Here is a 17,540-nt window from a genome sequence, read left to right as displayed (position 1 = left end):
CCGCACCGGTTCGGCCGTGCGAGGGGACCGCTCGCGCCGCTCTAACCTCGCGAGGGGACCGTTCAGACCACCGCCGCTGCGCGACTGGACCTCTCGCACCGGTTTCGGCCGCGCGACTGGACCTCTCGTATCGCACCAACCAAGCGAGGGGACCGCTTGCACCGGTTCGGCCGTCCGACTGGACCTCTCGTATCGCACCAACCAAGCGAGGGGACCGCTTGCACCGGTTCGGCCGTCCGACTGGACCGCTCGCGCCCCACCAACCAAGCGAGGGGACCGCTTGCGCCGCTCCAATCTCGCGAGGGGACCGTTCAGACCGCCGCGGCCGCGCGACTGGACCTCTCGCATCGGTGCCCGTGCGTGAGGGGACCTCTCGCGCCGTATCAACCTCGCGAGGGGACCGTTCGGACCGCCGCGGCTGCGTGACTGGACCTTTCGCGCCGCGGCGGCCGCGCGACTGGGCCGTTCGCGGCGGCGCGCGCGAGTGGACCGGTCGTCCCGAATCCGTGCGCGAATGGTCCAGTCGCGCCGGTTCCCAGCTCCGCAGGCGGTTCCGTCGGCCAAGCGTCGGTGCGCGGCAGGTCCCTTCGGGCGGACCTGAGGCGTCCGGACCCCCGCGCCGTGGTGCCCGACTAGGATCAATGAGGGACTTTTTCCGCGGGGATCTCGGGAGGTAGTTGTGTCGGAGGAGCCGCGCCGTCCTCGGCACGCCGCGCCGGACGAGAAAGCGGGCGCCGAGACGCCCTCGTGGACTCCGCCGCCGCCGGTCCGCTGGGACACGCCGGAGCCGTCGGTGTCCGGGCGCCTCGACCCGGCCGCTCGGCCGGATCCCGAGTCGCCGACCGTGATCAACACCCCGGTCTACCGCCAGCAGACTCCGGGACAAGGTGCGCAGCAGCCGCAGTACCCGGGACAGCCATACCAAGGTGGTCCGGGCCAGCAGCCGCAGGGCGGCCCGGGTCAGTCGCAAGGCCAGCAGCCGCCGGGCGCTCCCGGCCAGCAGCAAGGCCAACCCGGCTCGGGCCAGATGCAGGGTCCAGGCCAGCAGGGCCAGCCCGGCTACCCCCAGCCTCCGTACGGCCAGCAGCCTCCGTCGCAAAGCCAGCCCTACCCGCCGCACCCGCAATCCCCGCAGTCCCCATCCCGCGCGTACCCGCAGACTCCGGGCTACCCGCCCCAGTCCCACACGGGCCAGCAACGCCACCCCGCCCGCCCCGGCACCCAGGGCCAGCCCTACCCCGGCTCCCAGTACGCCCCCGGCCGCCCGGCTCCGGAACAGTCCAACCGCGTCGCCGAGCCCGGCTCGAACCCCGGCACCTCGTCCCAGCCCGGCCGCCCGGCGGACCCAGGCGCGACCGGCACCCCGAACCAGGGCACTTCCTCGCAGCCCAACCGCGCCGCCGACCCGAGCGCGACCGGCGCCCAAAACCCGGGCACCTTCACGCAGTCCGGCCGCCCCGCCGACCCCGCCCAAAACCCGGGCACCTCCGCACAGCCCAGCCGCACCCCCGACTCCACCGCGATCCCCTGGAAGCAAGTCCAGCCAGGAGCCCGCGCCCCCGAGTCCGACACCCCGAACCAGGCCGGCTCCGCCCAGCAGCCTTCCGAGACCCAGCCCGGAAACCGCAGCAGCGAAGCCACGGACCCGAACCAGGCCACCTTCACCGGCCGCCAGCCCTCCGAGCAGGCCAACCGCGTCGCCGAACCGACCGCAACCGACGACCCGGCGCAGCACCAAGACCCGGCACAGCAACAAGACTCGGCCCGCACCGAAAATCCCGAAGCCAAGCCAGAAGACCCCACCCGCCCCCCGGGCGACCTGGCTCCGGTCATCCTCCCGCAGTCCCAGCAGCCGGTCGCCCCCGTCGACCCCGCCGCGCCGATGCCCACCAGCGTCCTCGCGAACCCGAGCCCCGGTACGCAGAGCATCATGCCGCCGTCGCCGCGCCTCCAGCCGCAGGAATCCCTGCCGGACCCGGGCACGGACAGCGTCGTCGCCGCGAGCCGCAGCGAAGGCCACGGCACGGGCACCCGCAGCGAAGGGACCGGCACCGGCAGCGGCTCCCAGGGCAGCGGCACCGGCTCGTTCCCCGGCACCTCCCGGCGCACCGGCTCCCGCACCTCCAGCCGACGTTCCCGCCGCGGCCGCCTCGGCGCCGGCCTCATCGACGTCCCGCCCGTGCCGTACCGCGATCCCGCGACGGCCGTGCTCGCGAACCCCGTCGTCTCCGAGGAAAAGCGTTTCTGCGGCAACTGCGGCTCGAAAGTCGGCCGCGCCAAGGACGGTAAGCCCGCCAACCCCGAAGGCAAGTGCGACAACTGCGGCACGTCCTTCTCGTTCCTGCCGAAGCTGCAGCCCAACGAGCTCGTCGGCGGTCAGTACGAAGTGCTCGGCGCTCTCGCGTACGGCGGCCTCGGCTGGATCTACCTCGCGCAGGACCACAACGTCTCCGACCGGTGGGTCGTCCTCAAGGGCTTGATCGACACGGGCGACGCGACCGCCATGGCCGCCGCCGCCAACGAGATGCGGTTCCTCGCCGAGGTCGAGCACCCGAACATCGTCAAGATCCACAACTTCGTGCAGCACCCGGACGCGCAGACCGGCACGTCCGTCGGCTACATCGTGATGGAGTACGTCGGCGGCCAGTCGCTGCGCCAGCTCGCCCTGCAGCACCACCGGGAGAGCAAGCGGCCCGAGCCGTTGCCGATCGGGCAGGTCATCGCGTACGGCCTCGAGATCCTCCCCGCCCTCGGCTACCTCCACAGCCAGGGCCTGCTCTACTGCGACCTCAAGCCCGACAACGTCATCCAGACCCACGAGCAGCTCAAGCTGATCGACCTGGGTGCCGTCCGGCGGCTCGACGACTACGAGAGCCCGCTGTTCTTCACCACCGGCTACAGCGCGCCCGAGCTGGCGACGCAGGGTGCGTCGATTTCGAGCGATCTCTACACCGTCGGCCGCACGCTCGCCGTGCTGAGCTTCGAGTTCCAGGGCTACACCACGAAGTTCAAGTCGACGCTGCCCGGCCCCGACGCCGTGCCGCTGTTCGCGCTTTTCGGTTCGTACTACCGCTTCCTCAAGCGCGCGACGCATGTCGACCCGGACCGCCGCTTCCTCGCCGCCGAGGACATGGCCGACCAGCTCACAGGCGTGCTGCGCGAGATCATGGCGCTCGGCACGGGCAAACCGCGGCCCGCCGCGTCGACGGTCTTCGGGCCGGAGAGCCGCACGTTCGGCGTGCACCTCGTCGTCCCCGAAGCCGGCACGACCGTGCCGTTGCCCGAGCCCGCCGAGGTCGTCGCCGGCCTGCCGATCCCGCAGGTTGATACCGATGACCCCGCGGCCGGCGTCCTGGCGACCACCACCGCGCTCGACCCGCGCGAAGCCATCGAGGCCCTCGCCGGCGCGCCGCGCGAGTCCATCGAGGTGCGCCTGCGCATCGTCCGCGCACGCATTGAGCTCGGCGAGTTCGTGGAAGCCCAGCGTCAGCTCCAGGCGGCCCAGTATCTGGCCATCCGCAACGGTTTCCCGCACGACTGGCGCATCGACTGGTACCGCGGCCTGATCGAGCTGGCCGGCGCCCGCCCGCGCGTCGCGCACGTCGCCTTCGAAGCCGTCTACGACGACCTCCCTGGCGAAATCGCCCCCAAGTTGGCGCTCGCCGTCAGCGCGGAGGGCGTCGGCGACTACTTCGGCGCCGCGCGCTACTACGAGCTCGTCTGGCGCACCGACCGCACCTACGTGAGCGCCGCCTTCGGCCTCGCCCGCGTGTACTTGGCCCAGGGCGCCCGAGCCAGCGCCGTCGAGGTCTTGGAGATGGTCCCCGCCACCTCCACGCACTACATCGACGCCCAGGTCGCCGCCATCAAGATCAAAACCCAATCCAGCGCCGCCTCGGAGCAGTCCCGCATCTCCGAACAGGACCTCCTCGACGCCTCCCTGCGCCTCGAACGCCTCAACCTCGACGCCGAACGCCGAACCCGCCTGTCCGCCGAAGTCCTCGAAGCCGCGTACGACTGGCTTCGCACGCCCTCCGCGCCTTCCCCGGCCGAGACCTCGAAGGTCCTCGGGTACGCGCTGGAGGAGCGGGATGTGCGGTTCGGTTTGGAGCGGTGTTACCGCACGTTGGCTCGGTTGGCGGGGACTACGGAGGACCGGGTAGCGCTGGTGGACCGAGCCAACTCGATCCGTCCGCGGACGTTCACGTAGGCCGTTCCCCGGGGCTTGAATGGCGCCTGGTAATCACTCGTCCGGGTTGTGGACAACTACCCCTCAACCGGCTCTCACCAGGCTTTTTGTCGGTGGGGGCCGATAGAATGGACTCGGGGACGCCCCCCCGGGAGGGCGGGGGCCTGTCCAGGCCGGGCCTAGGGGGCAAAGGAGCAGAGCCGACCCAACCGTCCGGCTCCACTCCAGCCCCCAGCCATCCCCAGCACCAACCCCGAAGTCACAGGCTGCGCGCGTTGATGTCCCCGTACTCCGTCGTCGCGTCGATGGTCAGGTCCGCCAGACCGCCGGCGTTCTGCAGCGAGTTCCGGACCCGCCCGTACGACGTCCCCGCGTCCAGCGAAGCCGAGACGCCCGGAGCGGCACCCACCGACACATCGCCGGCCGACGTCCGCAGCACAACCGACCCGCGCACGGCCTCCGCGATGTCGATGTTTCCCTTACCCGTCGTGATCGAAGCCGGGCCGTTCAGCCGGCCGACCGAGACATCACCGGCCTGAGTGGACAGTCGCACACCGGCGGCCTCGTCGACCTTGATCGTGCCGTGCGAGCCCTCGAACGAAACTTCGCCCAGCCGGCCCACGCCGCGGAAGTCGGCGCTCGCGGCCGAGGCGGAGACGCGCGAGTCGGCGGGCAGCTGCACGGTCACCTCGACCGAGCCCGACGCGCCGAGCATCTGGTTCTTCGCCGTGGCTTCGATCCGCAGCACGCCGTCCGCGAAGGAGACCGTGGTCTGCTCCGCGATCTTCACGTCGCGGGCCTTCGAAGCGTCCGCCGGCCGGACCTCGACGGCGGTGTCGGCGCGGTCCGCGGCGATGAACTGAACGCGCCCCGCGGGAATGGTGACGAAGGCGGAGATCGGGGCGGTGGTGGTGAACTTCTGCATCTGGATCAGCTCCTGTGCTCGTTGTTTCCGACATGAGAAACGCTACGTTGCGTTCAAGAATCAGGCAACAAGTCCGGTGCACGGGAACAAGAAAATACCAGCTCACAGCCGCGCAATCATTGCAATGGAGCAAAACCTAACGCAACACAGCCGTTGCAATGAACCATAATAAAACGCTACGCTGAAGACCCAGCAAGCAACACGAGGGAGAAGAGATGCCCGGCGGCCGACTCACCCAGCAAGAGCGCCAGCAGATCGCCCTGGGCCTCGCCGACGGCCTCGCCTACGCGGAAATTGCCCGCCGCCTCGACCGCCCCACGTCGACCATCACCCGCGAGGTCATGCGCAACGGCGGCCCCACCTCGTATCGCGCCGACCTGGCTCACCACGCCACCGAGCACCGCACCCGGCGCCGGAAGAAGACAGCAGCGCCCCTGAGCCAAGAAGCCCCGCAACCCCACGGCCGCGACGCCGAAGCCGTCCGCGAGTACGAGGAGACCTTCACCGTCCTCCTCATGCAATCCGGCCTCCCCCGGATGGCCGCCCGCGTCCTGACCTGCCTCTACATCAGCGACGAAGGCAGCGTCACCGCCGCCGAGCTCGTCCGCCACCTGCAGGTCAGCCCGGCGTCCGTCTCCAAGGCCGTTTCGCTCCTCGACGGCCTGGGCCTTCTCAGCAGAGAGCGCGACGAGCGCCGCCGCGAGCGCTACGTCGCCGACAACGACGTCTGGTACCAGTCCGTCCTCGCCAGCGCGCGCGCCAACGCCCAGCTCGCCGAGACCGCGCGCCAGGGCGTCGCGATCCTCGGCCGCGACACCCCCGCAGCCGCGCGCCTGGAGAACATCGCCCGGTTTGTCGATTTCGTCGGCGAGAGCATCGCCCGCGCCGCGGAGCAGGCCCGCGAAATCCTGTACGCGAAACCCGAGGTCAGGGATTGATCTCCCACTCCTGACCGTCCTGCGCGCGACGCTGCTTCTCGCGCGCGTCGGCCAGCTTCTGCAACGCCGCCGGGTCACCGTGCGTGGTGAAGTGCTCGAACCCGACCGCCACGAACAGGGCGCGCGCGGTCACGGCGACCGGCCCGTCGGGCGCGTCGAGGTGACCGTCAGCGGAAACGTAGATCTTGCGCCCCGCGGTGCCGTCCAGGCGGGTCTCGATGTGCAGCGTCGAGCCGACGGGCACGGGCCGGCGGAAGTCTGTCTCGAGCTTGCCGGTCACGGCCGGGCGCCGCAGCAGGTTGCCGACCGCGCTGCCCAGGGCCTCGTCGAACGCGCATGCCAGCAGCCCGCCGTGCGCGAGGCCGGGCGCTCCCTGGTGGGCGGGCGTGACGGTGAACTTCGAGAGCACTGTGTGCCCTTCGCCGACGATCGAACGCAGGCGCAGGCCCGCGTCCACCTCGTCGCCGCAGCCGAAACACTCGTCGAAATGCACGCCGAGCTCGGTGCCGGCCGCGGGGGCCTTCGGGTGCACAGCGGGTGGCTCCACGGACACCGGCGGCCACGGTCCAGAAACACGACTCATGCGCTGACGTTAACCCGCGAGTAGCCGTTCGCGGTACGCGGCCTGACCTGCGGCGCGCGTTTTCCTAAGCGCACAGTAGTCGGAAAATTCCGTACGGTAGAACTTTCGCGTCTCACGCTGCCGATTAATCCCAGCCGGACAACACTCGGGAAATGAGCTGCATCGGAGCTACTGGGTCGCGTGCGAGGAGGTCGTCGCGGGGATGAGCGAGGCAACGGCGAAAACACCGGACGTGGATCCGAGAACCGTCAAACGGGCAGTCCTCGCGTCGGCGATGGGTAACGCCACCGAGTGGTACGACTACGGCGTCTTCACCTCGGGCGCCATCGCCACGAGCATCGGCACGGTCTTCTTCCCCGGCGAGGGCAACGCAGTGCTGAAGTCGCTCGCGCTGGTCGCGGTTGGGTTCATCGTGCGGCCGTTCGGCGGGGCGTTCTTCGGCCCGCTGGGCGACAAACTGGGGCGGCAGAAGGTTCTCGCGATCACCATTCTGCTGATGTCGGGCTGTACGTTCCTGGTCGGCGTGCTGCCGACCTACGCGGGCCCATACAGCATGGGCATCGCGGCACCGATCGCGATCTTGTTGCTGCGCTTGATCCAGGGCTTCTCCACGGGCGGTGAGTACGGCGGCGCGGCAACGTTCATCGCCGAGTACGCACCGACGAAACGCCGTGGATTCTTCGGATCGTTCCTGGAACTGGGGACCCTGAGCGGCTACGTGCTGGGCAACGTCGTCGTGCTCGCGGTCACGCTTTCCCTGCCGGCCGACCAGGTCGAGGCGTGGGCGTGGCGGATCCCGTTCTTCGTCGCGCTGCCGCTGGGCCTCATCGGTCTGTACCTGCGCTCGAAGCTCGAGGACACGCCGGAGTTCAAGCGGCTCGAGGCTTCCGGCAACAAGCCGAAGAAGGCGCCGCTGAAGGAGACCTTCACCCGCAACTGGCGGATGATCCTCAACCTCATCGGCATCGTGCTGCTGCTGAACATCGCGGACTACATGCTGCTCACGACCATGCCGACGTACTTCACGGATACGTTGAAGATCAACGACAACACGTCCACGTTGATCATCATCGGCGTGGAGATCGTGCAGGCCGCGATCATCCTGCCGCTGGGCGCTTTGTCCGACCGCATCGGGCGAAAACCGTTGCTGATCACCGCCGCGCTCGGGTTCCTGGTGCTGAGCTGGCCGAGCATCAAGCTGATGCAGTCGGGCAGCATCCTGTGGCTGATCGTCGGGTTCGGCATCGTCGCGTTCCTGCTGGTGCTGATGCTGGCCGTGATCGGCTCGACGTTCCCGGCGATGTTCCCGACCCGCGTGCGCTACGGCTCGTTCGCGATCGGCTACAACATCTCGACGTCGCTGTTCGGTGGCACGTGTGGTGTCGTCGTGACGGCCCTGATCCAGAGCACGGGCAACAAGGACTGGCCGGCGTACTACCTGATGATCGCCGCCGTGATCGCACTGGTGCCGATCTTCAAGATCCCGGAGACTTCGCAGGTGCCGATCGAGCAGATCGACACCGCGGACACGGGTGGCAAGCTGGCGGGTGCTGCTCGCTGAGTTCGGGTTTGTTTGTTTCGCGGCCCGTCTCCCTTGTGCTGGGGGACGGGCCGCTTTTATGTCTACTGTGTCTACTGTGGACCGCTTTTGGGCTGCTCCGCTCAGCGAACCTCGGCAACCTCGACCGGGCGAGGAGCAGCGAAACGCTTGCGCGCCCAAGTCGCCAACCCGCCGGCGACCACAACAGCTACTACGGTTTCGATCATGAGTGCGGCGAACACCATTTTTGCTTCCTCCTCGAGTTCTCGGGCCGGCTCGCTCTTGGTTCGACCGGCTGAGCACGGATGTCGGCGGCCTTCGTCGACCACCACAGGAAACATCGCCACAAGGCGCCCGGATATTTCGCCGAAAACCCACTTGGCCGGGGTGACGTCGGCCACCCTGGTTGTGGGGCGGTAACTGTGGTCTGAACAGGGGATTGGTGCCTCACTGAGTGAGAGGTCTGGGCCGCTGGTGGCTCGGCTTTGCCGCCCGAACGCCTCGTCTGCTGGTACGACCGGTCCCCCTCGCACCGCACGGCTCGACGCGACCGGTCCCTCGCGGCGCTGACGTGGTTCGACCAGTCCAGTCGCGGCGCGAACGCGGTTCGAAAGGTCCAGTCGCGTGGTGGTTGTGGCTCGACCGGTCCGTTCGTGCCGGGTGGGTGGCGGGTCCGTTGGGGCTGGGAGCCGTGCACGACTGGTCCACTCGTGCAGCGGCGGTGGCTCGATGGGTCCGGTCGTGCGACGGGCGCGGCACGAGTGGTCCACTCGCGCGGATCGGCCGGGCCCAGCGGTCCACTCGTGCGGGGGTGGCGGTGTCTCAGCGCGTTGTGGCGACCGGTGGTGCGCTGGCGTGCGTGTGGACCGTGGTGGCCGACGGGGGCAGACGGACCGGCGTGCGGGGGAAAGACGGAAGGGACTCCGGCGGCTGGCCCGGGGCTTGGACCGCCGAGCGGGTCGGCGTCGGGTTGCCGGGCGGAGCGGTCGTGTCGGCGGTGGGTGGGGTGGTCGGCAGGGAGCTCGACGGCGAAGGCGTCGGCGCGATGGTCGACAAGCCGGGGCCGGCGGGCTGGACGGGCGTCGGCGGGCCGTGGTGGCCGGCGGCGAAGCTCACGGCCAGGCCGGCCACCACGAGGACCGCCGCGGTGGCCACGGAGCTGCCGGCCACGGCCAGGCGCTTGCGGCGGCGTCGGATGCGGGCGCCGTCGTTGATGACGTCGGCGGCCGAGAGGGTGAGGGGTGGGCCGTCTGGGAGGGTGGAGAACAGGGCGCGGACGTCGGTGTCGGAGGTCGGGTCGGAGCTGGTGTCGGCATTCGAGTCGAGGGCGAAGTTGCGGTTCGAGCCCGAGCCCGAGCCGAAGTCGCGATCCGAGCTTGAGTCGAAGTCGCGGCCAGAGCGGGAGCCGCCCGAGCCGCCATTGGCAGAGCCGCCCGAGCCCGTCGAGTCACCGCAGAAGCCGCCAGACCCGCCCGCGCGCGAGCCGAAGTCGCCCGGGCCGAAGCCGTCAGAGCCTCCCGGCCCACGCCCAAAGCCGTCAGCACCACCAAAATCACGGTTCACCGGAACAGTCACCTCCCTCCAGGAACAGCCACAGCCACGAAGTGCGGCCCCAGCCGGTTGCGCAAAGTGGCCAAGCCTCGGGCGGCCTGGCTCTTCACCGTGCCGGTGCTGCAGCCGAGTGCGGCGGCCGTCTCGTCGACGGACAGGTCCTCGAAGTACCGCAGCACCAGTACGGCGCGTTGACGGGGCGCCAGCACCGCGAGGGCCTGGCGCACCAGCATGTCGTGTTCGGTTTCGGCGTCCGTGGTGGGGACGTCGGGTGGAGCGTCGGTCAGGCGCTCCCGCTTCCAGCGGCTGCGGCGGTTCTCGGCGAGGAACGTGCGCAGCACGATCTTGCGCGCGTACGCGTCCAGGCTGTCGTGCCGCGACAGGCGCGGCCACGCGAGGTACAGCTTCAACAGCGAGGCCTGCGTGAGGTCCTCGGCGCGGTGCCAGTCGCCGCACAACAAGTACGCCGTGGCCCGCAGGCTGTGCGCGCGCTCGCCGAAGTACCGGGCGAACTCGCCGTCCCACGGCGAGCTCGGCCCGGACACCGGACGGGAGCGGGAGATCACCTGCGCGATCAGCCCCAGATGTCCGGCAGGTTCAGGTCGCCGGTCGGCCCCGCGGGGATCGCCGTCGGCACGCGCACGCCGCTCGGCGCCCGCACACCCGGAGCCTGCGCCGGCATCCGCGTCGGCACCGCGGTCGGGGGCGCGACCTCGGTCGGACGCTGCGTCGGCAACGCCGGCCGCGTCGTAGCCGACGGCGGCTCCTGGGCCGGCAACGTCGGCTGCGTCGCGGCCGTCGGCGGCGCCGGCTGCGCGAACGCCACCGCCCCACCCGTCAGGGCACCCCCGGCCAGCAGCAACGCACCGACACTCAACGCGAAACGAATACGCAAAACAGCTCCTCAGGCTCACGAGCACCCCGGTCGGCGGCGCCTCTTCTGCCCCTAGTCATGCCGCCGGCGCCGAACCGGGTTGCATCGAGTTCGCCAAGTTTTTCCCGCACCCCCCGCAGGCGTTCGCACCCGTCCCACGACGCACCCCGCCAACGACCGGCACCCTCGCCGACGCTCCACCAAGCCGGACGTCCACGCCGGCCTCCGCTGCCCGCTGTTCCGCCGGGCACGGTGGTCGAGCCACGCGCGGCCTGGCTGCGGGTCTCGGAGGGGTCGCGGCTCCGCGGATTGGCGCCGCGCCTCCGCCGTGAGGCTCGACCCGGAGCGCAACCCATGCGAGTTGGCCGCCGGCACCCGCTGTCCCGCCAGGCACCGTGGTCGAACCAAATGCGGCCCGCCCCGCGACCGGCAGCAGGACCGAGCCCCACGCTGGGTCGCAAGGCCTTGCCGGAGGTCCAATCCCGACTTGCTGTGACTCGCGGCCGCGTGCCCAGCGCCGAGTCGCGAACCGGGCCCACCCCGACCAGACCGCAAACGCTTGCGCCCCACCAAACAACCCCCACCAAACAACCCCCACCAACGACAAACGGCCGGAGGCACCAACCCCCGGCCGTTCACCGTGCACCTTGAACTCACACCGCGGACAACTTGCTCCACGCAGCCCAGTCATAAGTCCAGTCGCTGTAGTCGCCGTCCTTCGACGTGAGCGTCTGGGTGCTGCCCGTGATCTCCACCGGGTCGCCAGGCAACACGCTGTCGTAGTAGATCTTCGCGTTCGCCGGGGACAGGTTGAGGCAGCCGTGGGAGATGTTCTTCTTGCCCTGCGCCCAGATGGAGCCCGCGAGGCCGTGGATGAACTCGCCGTTGTTGGAGATGCGGACGGCCCACGGGACGTTCACGTCGGTGTAGCCGTAGCGCGGGTTGCTCATCGAGTACGTCGCGTGCTTCGACATCACCACGTGCACGCCGCTGTGGGTGACGCGGCCCGGGTCGGAGTCGAGGCCGTAGCTGACCGGGAAGTCCATCACCTGCTTGCCGTCGCGGATGACCTGCATGCGGTGCTGCGTGGTGTTGCCCTTGACGATCTGCGAGCGCCCGATCTTGAAGCTCGCGGAGATGTCCTGGCGCCCGTACGTGCCGCCGCCCATGGAGACGCCGTAGATGTTCGCGTTGACCTTCACCTCGGTGCCCGGCGCGAAGTACTCCTTCGGCCGCCAGTGCACGGAGGTGTCGCCGTTGAGCCAGGCCCACGAGCCCTCGGTCTTCGGCGTGGTCTCCACCGACAGCGCCTTCTCCACGGACGCCTTGTCCTTCACAGCGCTCGAGAATGTCAGCGCGATCGGCATCGCGATGCCGTACGTCTGGCCGTCGCCGACGTTCAGGCTGCCCGCCATCTGCCGGCGCGGCTTCACGGTGGTGAAGGCGCCGCTGATCTGCACCGGCTTGCCGTCGCTGCCGGTCGCCTGGCCGGACCACGTGTAGGTCTTGCTGTAGCCGAGGTCCTCGGTGGTGGCCCAGCTCTTCTTGTCCGCCGACGGCTGGCCCTGCACCTGCTTGCCGTCCGGGTTCGTCAGCGTGACGGAGTCGAGCGTGCCGTCCGCGACGGTCACCTTCACCGGATCGCCCGGCGCCACGTCCTTGGCGTTGGCCGCGGGCGCGAGCGTGAGAGTGGCCGGCTTGGCGACCGGCGCGGCCTTCGTCGGGCCCCCGCCCGTGTTGCCGCTGGCGCTCACGGTGGTCGGATCGCTGCTGCACGCACCGAGCGTGAGCGCGGCGACGACCCCCAGAACCGCGATGCCCGCTCTACGGCGCGCGAAGTGTCGGATAGTCACACCGATCCCCAATCTCCCCTGGACGACCCCAACCACCCAGACGTCCCGAAGGGCCCGAACGTTGATCGATCGGATAGTGACCAACGTCACACCAACCTCGCGAAGCTCACGTACGGGGCCCAGGCGACTTCAGGACGTGCACGGTGATGTCCGGCGCGGCCGTGCGCGATCAGCCTAACCGGATGGACCGACCGCGCTGCGTAGGCGGCGATACGACGTTCCGGTGACGTGCGAGTCTGTGAACCGATCTGCGAGATCACGGGCTTCAGATTTGGCCAGATCTCGGTAGGCTGCTGAGCAGGCCGTCGTTTTGCGTGTTCGTGGCTTCACACTCGCGGAACTTCTGACGCGAGCCGTGGGGCCCGACAGCTCTTCGCTCGACTCGTTGGAACCGCCCGGGACGGCCTGGGGTGCCGCTTCGGTGGCATTCGAAGCGGATCTGTTACGAGGAGTACAGCGGTGGCGCAAGGCACTGTGAAGTGGTTCAACGCGGAGAAGGGCTTCGGCTTCATCGCTCAGGACGGCGGTGAGGGTGACGTGTTCGTGCACTACTCGGAGATCGACGGGCGCGGATTCCGCACCCTCGAGGAGAACCAGCGAGTGGAGTTCGAGGTCGGCCAGGGCCAGAAGGGCCCGCAGGCCCAGAAGGTCCGCCCGATCTGAGACAAGCCCGACGCGTTTGTTCAGGCCTGAGTAAGGAACTCCCGGTGAGTCACTCGCCGGGAGTTCCTTTTTTTCGTGACAAGTTGTTGTGTGACACCGTTTTGTTGACACAGCGTGGTTTCACTGACACAGCGTGACGTCCGATCATGGAAAAGCCCCCGGCGCTGGTGCGCCGAGGGCTTTCTCGCCTGCGTTCGTCGCGCTTCGATCAGCGGGGGAGAAGCGGTTCGTCGAAGGAACCCTGGGGGAAGCTGAACTCGTCGGTCATCGCGTCGGAGTGCCGGCGCTCCTGCGCCGACGCGGCCTGGCCCTCCCAGGAGAGGCGTTCCAGGATCCACTCCATCGCCAGCGCCTGAGGGGAAATGTCGCGCTCGTTGGCGATGTCCTTGAGCTGCTGGCTCGCGATGAGGTTCATGCGCAGCTGGTAGACCTGCGCCTCACCGAAGCGCTTGCCGGTCCCGGTGCTTTCGGGGTCGGAGTCCGGAGCGAGAGCCGCGAGGTAGCTGGTGAGCTCCTGGTCCTCGACGACTTCTTCGCCCGCCGACTTGGCGGCGTTGCGGTGCCGTCCGGACGAGACGGCCTTGAGGTTCGTACGGCTGCCGAGGCGGCCGAGTGAGGGAAGAGGCACCCGAACACGATAACGGTTGGGTCTCGGCAAACAAACGACTGTGAGACACGACACAAGCAATTCGGTCGCTCATTGAGCCTATTCGATCACCTGATCAGCCCAACGGTAAACGCTGTTCAATAACCGTCTGTGGATGTGCTGTTCACGCCTTGCGCAAGGCGAGTTTCAGCAGGTCGCCACGCAAAAGTGCGGAAATGGAGAGACCCCCGCGCCAGGGGGAGGAACGCGGGGGTCGGAGGGGATCTCCACAGGCGCTGACCGGGGGTGTGTCAGCACCATCGATTGTTGCACGAGTTTCGGGCTTGGGCGAGTGGAACCCGTGAGAAATCCACACTCCGGTTCACATTCACGATCTTGTGAAGGTGTTCGGCGATTGCACAGGGTTGTGCGGAGAGTGTTCCCAGGTTCACTCTCCGGGGGGCTGCCTGTGGCGCTTCGCTCTGGCTAGCCTCGCGGCCAGTTGTTCAGAACCGGGCGGAGGGGCCATGAGCGGGTCTGTGGAAGTTCGACAGTTCCTCCTTCGGTACGAAGGTGCCGATGGCGGAAGCACGTCGCTGACCGGCGGCGGCGTGCCGACACAACGCGGGGCCACCGACGGCCAACGCGTCTCCGACGATCAAGTGCGGCGAGCCCGCCTTGCCGTCGCCAACGGCGCACTGGGGGTCGACGACTGCTCCCAGCTGTTGGAGATGCTCGGCCTCGATCTCGACGAGGGTGGACAGGCGCCGGTTCAGCGCTGAGGTCTGTCGTCGGTTGGGATCGGGGTTGCTCGGAGTGGCTCGACGGCTCGGCGTGGGCTGTCGTGTGACTTGTTGACGGTTCTCGAGGCGCCGGCTCTTCGGCGCCCGAGGAACGGGGTTGATCGCTTTGCCTGCTTCGCGGCCGGCGCGGGCTTGATCGACGCCCGGTGGGGCCGACCTTCGGCTGGGCCGCCTCGCTGGTGCTGTTGTTGCAGGTCATGGGCTTGCCGGAGGGTTAGTCACCCCCCGGTGTAAAGCGGTGGGGGCGTGCCCTATGCTTGTAATCGCTCCCGGGGGAACCTGAGAGCGCAGTCGGTCGGTTCGCCGAAACCGGCTGGGCTCCCATCGTTCAGTGGCCTAGGACTCCGCCCTTTCAAGGCGGCAACGCGGGTTCGAATCCCGTTGGGAGTACGCAGTACAAGCTAGACGCAGTACCAGTAAGGCCCTGTGGCGCAGTTGGTTAGCGCGTCGCCCTGTCACGGCGAAGGTCGCGGGTTCGAGTCCCGTCAGGGTCGCAAGATCGTTCGGCTACTAGCCGGCGTTCCCGGCCAGGTAGCTCAGTTGGTACGAGCGTCCGCCTGAAAAGCGGAAGGTCGCCGGTTCGACCCCGGCCCTGGCCACGCTCGAAGAAGCCGTCTTGACTCACGTCAAGGCGGCTTTCTTGTTTTCCGGGACCGAACTCGGCGCGCGTGGCACCAACGCCAGGTCGACGATCGCCGGCATGGTCGCGGGGATGTCGCGGTGGAAGCGGCTTGTGCTGCCCCGACGCGACGCGACATCCCCGATGATCGTGCTACTGGCTGCGTTTCGGTCCGGCCTCCGGCGTTGTCGTGATCACAGCCGGTCGGCGAGGGTTTTCGCCAAGGTCACGTAGCCGTCGCGGTAACTGTCGTTGACGGGCGCGGCCAAGGAGAACATGGCGATGCGAGTCACACCGTGGCTCGGCACGGCGACCGTGATCGCGGTGCCGTTGTCCTTGCTGAGGCAGTAGACCGCGGCTTCGGTGAGCGACTGCGGTTTGTCGGCGCAGAGCTCGGTGGCCGTTTCCAGCGCCTTCTCCTGCGGGAGCTTTGTCGGCAGGGGGAGAACCGCGAGATCCGCCAGGTGGGAACCGGGGTCGTCGGCGCGGTTGTACTCGCAGGCGTAGGCGGTGAACCCGTACCCGGTTGGTTTCGGGGATAGTTCCCTGCTGTCGTAGATGTTCGGGTCCTCGATCGCCTTCGCGATCTCCTGTGGGCCCAGATACGGACATGCCGCAGTCACTTTGGCCGGTGACACCGCCGGCACGAACGGCGCCGGAGGAGGAGTACTCGAACTGGCGCTCGTGATGGGCGCAGGACTGCTGCTGGAGGCGGCCGCCACCACCGCTCCGCTCCCACCGTTCGAACACCCCGCGGCAGCCGCCGCCACGAAGGCGACGGCGATGAATCTTCGAGACAAACGCATGCACCGAATCCTGCCGGACTTTCCCGGAATTCCCGCTCTCGGTGATCCACTCGTGATCACACGGAGTGATCTGTTCGCGGGATTTATCCACTGTGTGTGAATAACTTTGCGCCATGCCCCTCACGCCCCGTTCCAGGCCTGACGGGCTCTGAGCAGCCTTGCCTAGGACTGAAACCGGAATGTCGCCGGTTCGACCCCGGCCCTGGCTACCGCCCAGAACCGCCTCGACTTCGGTCGGGACGGTTTCTCGTTTCCGGGGCCGATCAGGACTCTGGGCGAATTCGACCTCTGATCTGCGGAAACGTTCGCGAGCTCGGGCTTTGCGAGTGATGTGGCCCCTGAAGATGCTCCGCTCGCCGCATTCGTGACGCGTCCAAGACTGGGCCATCTGATCGAACATTTGTTCGATCCCTTGTTGCGCGCGTGCGTGATCCGCGAGGCTGGCTGAATGGGGGGATGCCGTGCCGTCGAGGACGGCCGGTGGTGGTGCGGTCCTCCCGTGTTGTCCTAATGGGAGGGAACCCTTGCGAATGCTGAGATCCGGGTTGGTCGCGCTTGCCACGGCCGCCGTCGTCGCTTCAGTCACGCTCGTGGCGGTGGCCACGCCCGCAGCCGCGGAAGCGGCCTGCACCTACGTCGCCGAGCCTCTCGTGCTGCCTTCGGGTGTTACGAGTGCGCTCGTGTCGGCGACCGACGGGACCACCACTTTTGCCGGTCGGAGTATTACCAGTGGCCGACAACAGTTGATCCTCTGGCATGACGGCGTTCCGGAAGGGCTGCCCTCCCCGAGCGGATCGCTGGCTCTGACGGGGATCAACGCGGCGGGTGACGTGGTCGGTGAGCGCTCCGGCGAGGTCGGGACTGGTTCGCCGCTGTGGTACCACGCCGGAGCGTTGCAGCCGGCTTCGGTGTTCGGAGGCGAATCCCCGAGTCTCAACGGGATCAACGGCGCCGGTGACATCGTCGGCCTGATCTCGCGCGCCGGTGCTGCGAAGGTCGCGGTGTGGCGGGCCGGGCACCAGGCGGACCCGCCGGTCGTCCTGTCGACTCCGGACGGCTTCTTCCCGGCGTTCCCGCAGATCGGTGATGACGGGAGCGTCGCCATTTCCGGCGTGATCGACTCGGCTGTCTACGGGTACGTCTGGGCGCCGGATGGAACTCGTCGAACCCTCACCGTGCCACCCGGCGGAGCCGTTTCGGGGGTGTCGGGCATCCGTGGCCAGCGGATCGTCGGATCCGTTCTGGGATACGGGGCGGTCGAATGGGACCTGTCCGGGGCGTTGCTCTCGACACCGGGGACGCCGACGACCGAGGGGCTCGCGGTGACTTCGACCGGTACGGTCCTGATGAGTTACCGGCAGCCGGGCGAGCAGACCACGTCACCGGTTGTCGTCACTCCTGGCGGGAACTGGCACGACCTGCCGGCCCCGGCCGGCTCTACCCGCGCGGTCGCCGCATCGATCACCGAAGCCGGGGTCGTCGGCGGCGACTACGTTGACTCGGCGACTGGAAAGACGCTGCCCGTACGGTGGACGTGCGTTCCCTGAGACCGATCTGTGAGGCCAAAACCGCCTCGACTTCGGTCGAGGCGGTTTTCTCGTTTCTCCGCG

The 17,540-nt window shown here is 68.6% G+C and carries 15 protein-coding genes and 3 tRNA genes; 9 read left to right on the top strand and 9 right to left on the bottom strand.

The features are described from left to right. The first annotated feature begins 1,882 nt into the window (after positions 1–1,882). Positions 1,883–4,210 (top strand): tetratricopeptide repeat protein, encoded by a 2,328-nt coding sequence (locus AB0H62_RS04325; protein ID WP_360584661.1) that lies wholly within the window; start codon positions 1,883–1,885, stop codon positions 4,208–4,210. A 238-nt stretch (positions 4,211–4,448) separates the two neighbouring features. On the opposite strand, the gene AB0H62_RS04320 is transcribed toward AB0H62_RS04325, so the two are convergent. Beyond that, positions 4,449–5,114 carry a DUF4097 family beta strand repeat-containing protein gene (locus AB0H62_RS04320; protein ID WP_360584044.1) on the bottom strand — a complete coding sequence of 222 codons (666 nt, stop codon included), beginning with the start codon at positions 5,112–5,114 and terminating at the stop codon, positions 4,449–4,451. Positions 5,115–5,329: 215 nt separating this feature from the next. Here AB0H62_RS04320 and AB0H62_RS04315 point away from each other — a divergent pair, with 215 nt between their 5' ends. Next, entirely contained in the window at positions 5,330–6,052 is a 723-nt protein-coding gene (locus tag AB0H62_RS04315; RefSeq protein ID WP_360584042.1) for a helix-turn-helix domain-containing protein, read from the top strand. On the opposite strand, the gene AB0H62_RS04310 is transcribed toward AB0H62_RS04315, so the two are convergent. Continuing rightward, the gene (locus AB0H62_RS04310; RefSeq protein WP_220245842.1) at positions 6,042–6,635 is read right to left on the bottom strand and encodes a PaaI family thioesterase; all 594 of its coding nucleotides are present in this window, start codon (positions 6,633–6,635) and stop codon (positions 6,042–6,044) included. The genes AB0H62_RS04315 and AB0H62_RS04310 overlap by 11 nt on opposite strands. 202 nt (positions 6,636–6,837) lie before the next feature. Here AB0H62_RS04310 and AB0H62_RS04305 point away from each other — a divergent pair, with 202 nt between their 5' ends. Further along, positions 6,838–8,196: an MFS transporter gene (locus AB0H62_RS04305; protein WP_354873115.1), complete on the top strand. Its 1,359-nt coding sequence runs from the start codon at positions 6,838–6,840 to the stop codon at positions 8,194–8,196. A gap of 101 nt (positions 8,197–8,297) precedes the next feature. Here AB0H62_RS04305 and AB0H62_RS04300 read toward each other — a convergent pair whose 3' ends face one another. The 5 genes from AB0H62_RS04300 to AB0H62_RS04280 all read right to left on the bottom strand — a co-directional run bounded on the left by AB0H62_RS04300 (position 8,298) and on the right by AB0H62_RS04280 (position 12,453). Continuing rightward, the gene (locus AB0H62_RS04300; protein WP_220245843.1) at positions 8,298–8,576 is read right to left on the bottom strand and encodes a hypothetical protein; all 279 of its coding nucleotides are present in this window, start codon (positions 8,574–8,576) and stop codon (positions 8,298–8,300) included. Positions 8,577–8,997: 421 nt separating this feature from the next. Next, positions 8,998–9,738, bottom strand: a complete 741-nt coding sequence (locus AB0H62_RS04295) for a hypothetical protein (protein ID WP_360584039.1) — start codon at positions 9,736–9,738, stop codon at positions 8,998–9,000. Between the two features lie 8 nt (positions 9,739–9,746). Next, entirely contained in the window at positions 9,747–10,292 is a 546-nt protein-coding gene (locus AB0H62_RS04290; RefSeq protein ID WP_220245845.1) for a SigE family RNA polymerase sigma factor, read from the bottom strand. A gap of 8 nt (positions 10,293–10,300) precedes the next feature. Continuing rightward, entirely contained in the window at positions 10,301–10,621 is a 321-nt protein-coding gene (locus AB0H62_RS04285; protein WP_220245846.1) for a hypothetical protein, read from the bottom strand. Between the two features lie 632 nt (positions 10,622–11,253). After that, a complete protein-coding gene (locus tag AB0H62_RS04280; protein ID WP_360584037.1) occupies positions 11,254–12,453 on the bottom strand; it encodes an Ig-like domain-containing protein in 1,200 nt (399 codons plus the stop codon). Between the two features lie 459 nt (positions 12,454–12,912). On the opposite strand from AB0H62_RS04280, the gene AB0H62_RS04275 reads away from it, so the two are divergent. Continuing rightward, on the top strand, positions 12,913–13,116 hold the full coding sequence (locus AB0H62_RS04275) for a cold-shock protein (RefSeq protein WP_020669570.1): 204 nt from the start codon (positions 12,913–12,915) through the stop codon (positions 13,114–13,116). 208 nt (positions 13,117–13,324) lie between these two features. Here the strand turns inward: AB0H62_RS04275 and AB0H62_RS04270 are convergent, their stop codons facing one another. Continuing rightward, positions 13,325–13,744: a hypothetical protein gene (locus AB0H62_RS04270; protein WP_220245848.1), complete on the bottom strand. Its 420-nt coding sequence runs from the start codon at positions 13,742–13,744 to the stop codon at positions 13,325–13,327. 485 nt (positions 13,745–14,229) lie between these two features. On the opposite strand from AB0H62_RS04270, the gene AB0H62_RS04265 reads away from it, so the two are divergent. The 4 genes from AB0H62_RS04265 to AB0H62_RS04250 all read left to right on the top strand — a co-directional run bounded on the left by AB0H62_RS04265 (position 14,230) and on the right by AB0H62_RS04250 (position 15,104). Further along, positions 14,230–14,484 carry a hypothetical protein gene (locus tag AB0H62_RS04265; protein WP_220245849.1) on the top strand — a complete coding sequence of 85 codons (255 nt, stop codon included), beginning with the start codon at positions 14,230–14,232 and terminating at the stop codon, positions 14,482–14,484. 338 nt (positions 14,485–14,822) lie between these two features. After that, a tRNA-Glu gene (locus AB0H62_RS04260) sits at positions 14,823–14,895 on the top strand. Positions 14,896–14,925: 30 nt separating this feature from the next. Further along, positions 14,926–14,999, top strand: a tRNA-Asp gene (locus tag AB0H62_RS04255). A gap of 31 nt (positions 15,000–15,030) precedes the next feature. Then, a tRNA-Phe gene (locus tag AB0H62_RS04250) sits at positions 15,031–15,104 on the top strand. A 214-nt stretch (positions 15,105–15,318) separates the two neighbouring features. Here the strand turns inward: AB0H62_RS04250 and AB0H62_RS04245 are convergent. Further along, complete coding sequence (locus tag AB0H62_RS04245) at positions 15,319–15,747, bottom strand: hypothetical protein (protein ID WP_360584034.1); 429 nt, start codon at positions 15,745–15,747, stop codon at positions 15,319–15,321. A 713-nt stretch (positions 15,748–16,460) separates the two neighbouring features. Here AB0H62_RS04245 and AB0H62_RS04240 point away from each other — a divergent pair. Beyond that, entirely contained in the window at positions 16,461–17,477 is a 1,017-nt protein-coding gene (locus AB0H62_RS04240; RefSeq protein ID WP_360584032.1) for a hypothetical protein, read from the top strand. Positions 17,478–17,540 lie beyond the last annotated feature (63 nt).

This window comes from Amycolatopsis sp. NPDC050768 (assembly GCF_040654155.1).
Taxonomy (GTDB): Bacteria; Actinomycetota; Actinomycetes; order Mycobacteriales; family Pseudonocardiaceae; genus Amycolatopsis.
This window is presented reverse-complemented; position numbering and strand designations above follow the sequence as displayed.